The organism is Vibrio sp. D420a, assembly GCF_030248625.1.
GTDB classification, from domain to species: domain Bacteria; phylum Pseudomonadota; class Gammaproteobacteria; order Enterobacterales; family Vibrionaceae; genus Vibrio; species Vibrio fortis_A.
This window is the reverse complement of sequence record NZ_JAHGAN010000066.1, coordinates 1-6412: the sequence shown is the minus strand read 5'-3', so window position 1 is coordinate 6412 and position 6412 is coordinate 1. Positions and strand designations below refer to the sequence as shown.

Genomic DNA, 6412 nt, shown 5'->3' with positions numbered 1-6412 from the left:
TGGGCTTTTTTACGTTTGAATGACTGTATTTGCTCTTCGGTCGAAAGAGCCCCGGTTGCCCGTGGTTCGTAACCCCGAACTAGGCGTCCCCGCCATTCGTCATTTATCAGAAAGCTTAGTCTTACGACTAGGCTTTCGTCGTTTCTAGGTAATGGTCTTTTGTTTTTCGACTAACAAGCTCAGTTACTTTCGATCTAAGCTATCTCAGACTTGTGATAAGTATAGTTATTGATTCAACAAGCCTTCTTGTTTAAACACAGGCTTCGTTCATTAGTGCGTCGATGGAACCGCTTTGTTTCTTTATGGGAAGCCTAGATTAGATTCATTATTATTGGCCGCTATTCAAGTTAGTACGCCGACGCAAACCGGAGAGTCTTGTGAGTTTGCTTGTGTTAGAAATGCGTAGCTTTCAACATACGATGTATACTCTTGAAGGGTTTAACCTCAAGCCCATGTATAGCCTGAGCTATTCGCTGGTATTCAACGGAGCTAAACCCCTCAATGACATGAGCGAGTATGGATTGAGCTGTTTACTCACTATATTTGAGAGTTCGTACAGAGAAGCGACTTAATATAAGAGTATACAGATCATTTGATTCGTCTGAGCGAACATGACCATCGCTTCTTCTGTCTGCAACTGTTATCTGACTCTTAAGCAAAAGTTAGAGTGGCTGTTGAGGCTCCAATGACCCTATTTGGTGACTTCAACGGTTCATCTAGTACTTACAAATACAAAAACGCCCAGCGACTGCTAGGCGTTAAAGTAGAGATAATTTAAAGCTGATACTTATAGAATCTGTTTAAGCACTCTATCAGCCTTTACACGCGTTATCTTGCGAATTAGCTTCTGTACTTCGGTTGGATAGCTATCAACTTTGTCTAGCTGCTTATAAGTGCAGATCAGCTGAGTATGTTGGAGGATATTGTCTACTTCAGCTTGGAACTTGTTTGCTAGGTGATTGTAGTTATCTTGGATGAAGATACCGTTCTCAAGATCGAGTTTCCAAGCTCTTGGGTTCAGGTTGTTACCAGTAAGAAGCATGTAGCGCTTATCTACCCAAATACCTTTTAGGTGGAAGCTGTTTGAGTCGTGCTTCCAAAGGTGGATAGACAGTTTACGACTTGCAATGTTCGCTTCATTCGCTTTCGCAAAACGACGAAGGTTTAACTCATATAGGTAAGGCAGGCCACCAATGGTCTTGAACTCTTCTTCTGGAGAGATAAAGAAGTCATTCGCCGTTTTATCACCAACAACAATGCTCACTTTCACACCACGTTTAAGGGCTTTCTTCACCTCTTTCGCAAGGCTCGGTGGGAAGTTGAAGTAAGGGGTGCAGATGAAGATTTCATCTTTGGCTTGAGCGATCAGTTGATTGATGCCCTGATTTAGACGGTTGCGGCGCTTACCAATTCCAACAAGCGGAGTCACTGCCACTTGTTCACTTGAGACTTCTTCGCTCTTAAACTGATATTGAGAGCGGGCTAGTGTCGATCGGAACTGACGGATCGCTGATTTAATCTGTTTAGTGGTCGGTTTGCTATGGTCGGCTAGATTGTTTACCGCAGTATCCGCAACCATCTGATCTTGTACGTAGCTGAACATGGTGTCAGCCAGCGTCTTGTTATTTAAAACATGGTAACGGTCAAAACGGTAGCGGTCGTTATAGTTCAGATAGATGTTGTTGAGGCTTGCACCACTGTAGATAACCTTATCGTCAACGATGAACCCTTTCAGGTGAAGCACACCAAAGACTTCTTTGCCACGAACAGGGATGCCATAAACGGGGACTTCATGCTCATACTTGTCTGCGAACGCTTTATACATCGCAGCATTACCTTCTGATGATTCCGCTCCAATAAGGCCACGTTGAGCTCGGTGCCAATCAACACAGACACTGATATCAAGCTGAGGGTTGCTTTGCTTAGCTTCATATAGTGCAGTAAGGATTTCACGACCTGCTTCGTCATCTTCTAGATAGAGAGCAACCAGACAGATACGCTGAGTTGCTTCAGAGATCTCTTTAAGTAAACGAGTTCTGAACTCTTGTGCTGATAACAGTACTTCAAACTTATCGGGGTTCTGAGCTACAGTGGGTAACTGTATGAATGGATTCCTACTAGCAATCATATTGACTGTTTGACCTTAAAAATATGCAAAATTGCGAACAGCGAATTTTACCAAAGGCAAATGGCGAATTACTAGATAATCGAGGCATTCTCTAACAATTTTGCTGATAATGCATAGGAATGAGATCTTTTCCACTATTTGTATAGCGCTCGAAGAGGTTTTTCAGGCTATTTGGCAGCTCTTGAGGTGTTATTTTTACGAAATGGTGGCGGCTATAAAAGTTCTCTAAATGGGCGTAAGCAAAGCAATAATCTTGCTCATTCAACGTATTTTCTTCACAGTAATCCATCAACTGTTTCCCCAGTTGTTGCCCTCGATACTCTTTTGAAATGGCCATTCCTGTCAGTAAGCGAAACTGCTCGATTGTGCGAAGACGAACCACTCCTAATAATTGGTTATCGATGGTTAACGAGTAGATTAACTCGCTCTTGTTAGCTTTACCGGAGGGATAATGCTCTTTATAGAAGCGTTTAACTAATGGAACTTTGATCGGATCCAGCTGGGCTATTATTACATTGTTCATTCAATCACTGCGCCGGTTGGGTAACTGCTGTAGAATGGAGGCAGTTTAGTTTAATTGAATATCGCCATGCAATCTTATCTCAATGCCAGTTTGAAAAAGGCACATACCTTCTCTATCGAGCAGACTTGTGATGTGCTTATTGAAATCCGCTCTATAGACGAACTGATCTCTGCTTACCAATCTCCACAATGGAGCCACCTTCCGAAGCTGATGTTAGGCAAGGGTAGCAACATGCTATTTACCGAGCACTTTGCAGGCTTGGTGATGGTGAATAAGCTAGAAGGGATTGAGCAAACCGAAACTGAGACACACTATAGACTTCATATTAGTGGTGGTGAAGACTGGCCAAGCTTGGTGGAGTGGTCTGTAGAGCAAGGCATTGGTGGATTAGAAAATCTAGCCATGATTCCTGGATGTTCAGGTTCTGCTCCGATTCAGAATATCGGTGCTTATGGCGTTGAATTGCAAGATGTATGTGAGTACGTTGATATCCTGTGCTTAGACACATACACGATAAAAAGGTTAAGTCGCGAAGAGTGCCAATTTGGTTATCGCGATTCGATATTTAAGCATGCCCTTTATGGTAAAGCGATTGTGGTCGCAATTGGTTTAACCTTGAGTAAAGACTGGCAACCATGTAATCACTATGGGCCACTCAAAGCGTTGGATATGGGAACGATTTCCCCTCGCGTTATCTTTGATGAAGTCTGTGCTATTCGCTCAAGCAAGCTTCCTGATCCCGCAGTAAATGGTAATGCGGGCAGCTTCTTTAAAAACCCGGTGATCGAAAAGGATCACTATGATCGCTTAACTCAAACTTATCCAAATATTGTGGGCTATGAGAGTGGCGATAAGATCAAAGTTGCTGCAGGTTGGTTGATCGATCAATGCCAGTTTAAAGGACATAAAGAGGGGGGCGCTCAGGTTCACCCAAATCAAGCCTTAGTTCTGATTAACTACAATGACGCCTCTTCTGCAGATGTTGTTCGACTAGCAAACCAAGTTCGCTCAGCAGTTAAAGAGAAGTTTGGTATCACGCTTGAGCATGAAGTGAGGTTTATGGGGAAAGATGGTGAGATCAATCTTGATATCGCACTGGAGGCGCTAGCATGAGAGACCATACAACCAAGTTAACCCTGCTTAAAGCTCTGGCTGATGGTGAGTTCCACTCAGGTGAAGCGCTAGGCGAGCTGATCGGTGTTTCTCGTGCAGCTATCAGTAAGCATATTAAGGGTATACAAGAGTGGGGACTGGATATTTATCGAGTGCAAGGTAAGGGCTATAAGCTCGCTCAGCCACTGAACATGCTTGATGATTCGAAGCTTAAGGCGCCTGGCGTAGATTCGTCCCTAGAACTTATACCAATTATCGGTTCTACAAACCAACACCTGCTTGATAAGGGAGATTCTCTAGAGTCAGGTTCGGTATGTATTGCAGAATACCAAGCTGCTGGGCGTGGTCGCCGTGGACGCGAATGGGTATCCCCGTTTGGCGCCAACTTATATTTGTCAATGTACTGGCGACTGGATGCTGGTATCGCAGCGGCAATGGGACTGAGTCTCGTCGTTGGTGTTGCTATTGTAGAGGCTCTCGAGGAGATGGGTGTTGAAGGCGTCAAGCTCAAATGGCCGAACGACCTATATCACAATGATAAGAAGCTTGCGGGAATCTTGGTAGAGCTTTCAGGACAGTCTGGTGGTGCAGCTAATATCGTGATCGGCATGGGTCTCAACTTATCAATGGATCCCAATACATCGGGTATTGGACAACCATGGACTTCGTTAAAAGAGGTCTGCGGAGGTCAGGTACCAGACCGCAATGAGCTCGCGCAGGCATTAATTAATGCCTGGTATAAAGCACTTGATGAGTATGAGCTCAAAGGAATGACAGACTTTGTTGGACGCTGGAATCGATTAGATAACTTCCTAGGACGTTCGGTTCGTTTGATCATTGGACCGAGAGAGATAGAAGGTACGGTCAAAGGCATTAATGAGCAAGGTGCTGTACTACTAGAAACTGAGAATGGCATTGAAGCCTATATTGGTGGCGAAATCTCACTGCGCAAAGCGGACTAGTTGCCTCCCAAAATACTAAAAATCATCCTCATTACTTGCGTAGTAAAACCTCTTCAACCATATGATCAGCGCCCTTACGTAGAATAAGGTGCGCTCTTTCTCTGGTCGGTAAGATATTCTGCTCTAAGTTGAGACCATTAATCGACTTCCAGATATTCTGAGCCTTATCGACCGCTTCTTGATCATTGAGCAAGGTGTAGTGGCTAAAGTAAGAGCCTGGTTTGGCGAATGCACCCTCACGGAACTTCATAAAGCGATTCACATACCACTCTTGAATTTGCGCGCTGTCTGCGTCGACATAAAGAGAGAAATCCAAGAAATCTGAAATAAATACACGATGTGGTTCGTGTGGGTAGTTCATACCGCTCTGCAGTACATTCAGCCCTTCGATGATCAAGACATCTGGAAGATCGACTTCTTTTACTTCGTCGGTGATGTTGTAGGTTAGGTGTGAGTAGACAGGCGCCTGCACATTACGCTTACAGGCTTTGACATCGGAAACAAACTTCACCAAGCGCTTAATATCGTAAGACTCAGGAAAGCCTTTTTTACCCATTAAGCCTTTTTCTTGCAGTACTTCGTTTGGATATAAAAAGCCGTCGGTGGTCACTAGCTCAACTTTTGGGTGATTGTCCCAGCGAGAAAGTAGGGCTTTAAGTAGTCGAGCTGTGGTGCTTTTCCCTACTGCGACACTGCCTGCAATACCAATCACAAAAGGGGGCGCTTTCTCATCTTTATCCAAAAACTGCTGGAGCACCGAGTTACGATTCTGCCTTGCTGCCACATAGAGGTTTAATAGACGTGAGAGGGGTAGATAGATCTCTACCGCTTCTTCCATCGTCAATTTTTCATTGATCCCTTGAAGCTCTTTTAAGTCATTTTCTGACAGTGTCATGGGAACTAAATTTCTTAGTTCAGACCAGCGTTCGCGGTCAAATGACATAAATGGGCTCATAAAAACTCTATAGTGGGTTACAAAACAAGTGCATGGAAAATACATCATGCGATGGATAAATAAAATATATTCGTGAGAGAGATGTGGATTAAAGAGACAAACTTAATAAGAAATACCCGCTAAATTTCATTACTTATTAGATTTTTCCATTTTTTTTCAATTTACTATTGCAAGGTGGAAAATCATTCAATAAAATGCGCCCCACTTGTGCCGACTTAGCTCAGTAGGTAGAGCAACTGACTTGTAATCAGTAGGTCACCAGTTCGATTCCGGTAGTCGGCACCACTTTCTTCCCTCTTAAGGGAGCGAGAAGAAAGCTTAAAAATTTGGAGGGGTTCCCGAGTGGCCAAAGGGAGCAGACTGTAAATCTGCCGGCACTGCCTTCGATGGTTCGAATCCGTCCCCCTCCACCATATTCTAAAGGTTAAATAGCTCAAACAGAGTTACGTGTTGCGTGCATCGTATAATGGCTATTACCTCAGCCTTCCAAGCTGATGATGCGGGTTCGATTCCCGCTGCACGCTCCAACTCAAATTTGTGTGCTGATATAGCTCAGTCGGTAGAGCGCACCCTTGGTAAGGGTGAGGTCCCCAGTTCAAATCTGGGTATCAGCACCAGTCTAAAGCTTCTTCTCCTTTAAATTAGAAAATAACCATTTTTTTTGGTTGCGTGGTCATCAAAGCCACTTAATCCGTACCTAGAGGGACACCCCATGTCTAAAGAAAAATTTG

At 44.0% G+C, this 6412-nt stretch carries 5 protein-coding genes and 4 tRNA genes; 6 read left to right on the top strand and 3 right to left on the bottom strand.

Annotation, left to right across the window (positions count from 1 at the left end):
- Nucleotides 1-787: 787 nt before the first annotated feature.
- Both pssA and KI743_RS23500 read right to left on the bottom strand, forming a co-directional pair.
- Nucleotides 788-2128 carry a CDP-diacylglycerol--serine O-phosphatidyltransferase gene (gene pssA, locus KI743_RS23505; RefSeq protein WP_285468483.1) on the bottom strand — a complete coding sequence of 447 codons (1341 nt, stop codon included), beginning with the start codon at nucleotides 2126-2128 and terminating at the stop codon, nucleotides 788-790.
- A 91-nt stretch (nucleotides 2129-2219) separates the two neighbouring features.
- Complete coding sequence (locus tag KI743_RS23500) at nucleotides 2220-2651, bottom strand: GNAT family N-acetyltransferase (RefSeq protein WP_032550051.1); 432 nt, start codon at nucleotides 2649-2651, stop codon at nucleotides 2220-2222.
- Nucleotides 2652-2717: 66 nt separating this feature from the next.
- On the opposite strand from KI743_RS23500, the gene murB reads away from it, so the two are divergent.
- Nucleotides 2718-3764 carry a UDP-N-acetylmuramate dehydrogenase gene (murB, locus tag KI743_RS23495; RefSeq protein WP_285468482.1) on the top strand — a complete coding sequence of 349 codons (1047 nt, stop codon included), beginning with the start codon at nucleotides 2718-2720 and terminating at the stop codon, nucleotides 3762-3764.
- Nucleotides 3761-4726 carry a bifunctional biotin--[acetyl-CoA-carboxylase] ligase/biotin operon repressor BirA gene (gene birA, locus KI743_RS23490; protein WP_285468480.1) on the top strand — a complete coding sequence of 322 codons (966 nt, stop codon included), beginning with the start codon at nucleotides 3761-3763 and terminating at the stop codon, nucleotides 4724-4726. The genes murB and birA overlap by 4 nt, the downstream gene beginning before the upstream one ends.
- 31 nt (nucleotides 4727-4757) lie before the next feature.
- Here birA and coaA read toward each other — a convergent pair whose 3' ends face one another.
- Nucleotides 4758-5681, bottom strand: coding sequence for a type I pantothenate kinase (coaA, locus tag KI743_RS23485; protein WP_032550054.1), 924 nt, complete (start codon nucleotides 5679-5681; stop codon nucleotides 4758-4760).
- A gap of 209 nt (nucleotides 5682-5890) precedes the next feature.
- Between coaA and KI743_RS23480 the strand changes: the two genes are divergently transcribed.
- The 4 genes from KI743_RS23480 to KI743_RS23465 all read left to right on the top strand — a co-directional run bounded on the left by KI743_RS23480 (nucleotide 5891) and on the right by KI743_RS23465 (nucleotide 6298).
- Nucleotides 5891-5966 (top strand) — tRNA-Thr (locus KI743_RS23480).
- Between the two features lie 43 nt (nucleotides 5967-6009).
- Nucleotides 6010-6094: transfer RNA gene (locus KI743_RS23475), tRNA-Tyr, on the top strand.
- Between the two features lie 39 nt (nucleotides 6095-6133).
- Nucleotides 6134-6208, top strand: a tRNA-Gly gene (locus KI743_RS23470).
- Between the two features lie 14 nt (nucleotides 6209-6222).
- A tRNA-Thr gene (locus tag KI743_RS23465) sits at nucleotides 6223-6298 on the top strand.
- The last annotated feature ends 114 nt before the right edge of the window (nucleotides 6299-6412 follow it).

Coding starts and splice junctions, on each gene's coding strand:
- pssA (WP_285468483.1), bottom strand. CDS start 2,128: ATGATTGCTAGTAGGAATCCATTCATACAGTTACCCACTGTAGCTCAG.
- KI743_RS23500 (WP_032550051.1), bottom strand. CDS start 2,651: ATGAACAATGTAATAATAGCCCAGCTGGATCCGATCAAAGTTCCATTA.
- murB (WP_285468482.1), top strand. CDS start 2,718: ATGCAATCTTATCTCAATGCCAGTTTGAAAAAGGCACATACCTTCTCT.
- birA (WP_285468480.1), top strand. CDS start 3,761: ATGAGAGACCATACAACCAAGTTAACCCTGCTTAAAGCTCTGGCTGAT.
- coaA (WP_032550054.1), bottom strand. CDS start 5,681: ATGAGCCCATTTATGTCATTTGACCGCGAACGCTGGTCTGAACTAAGA.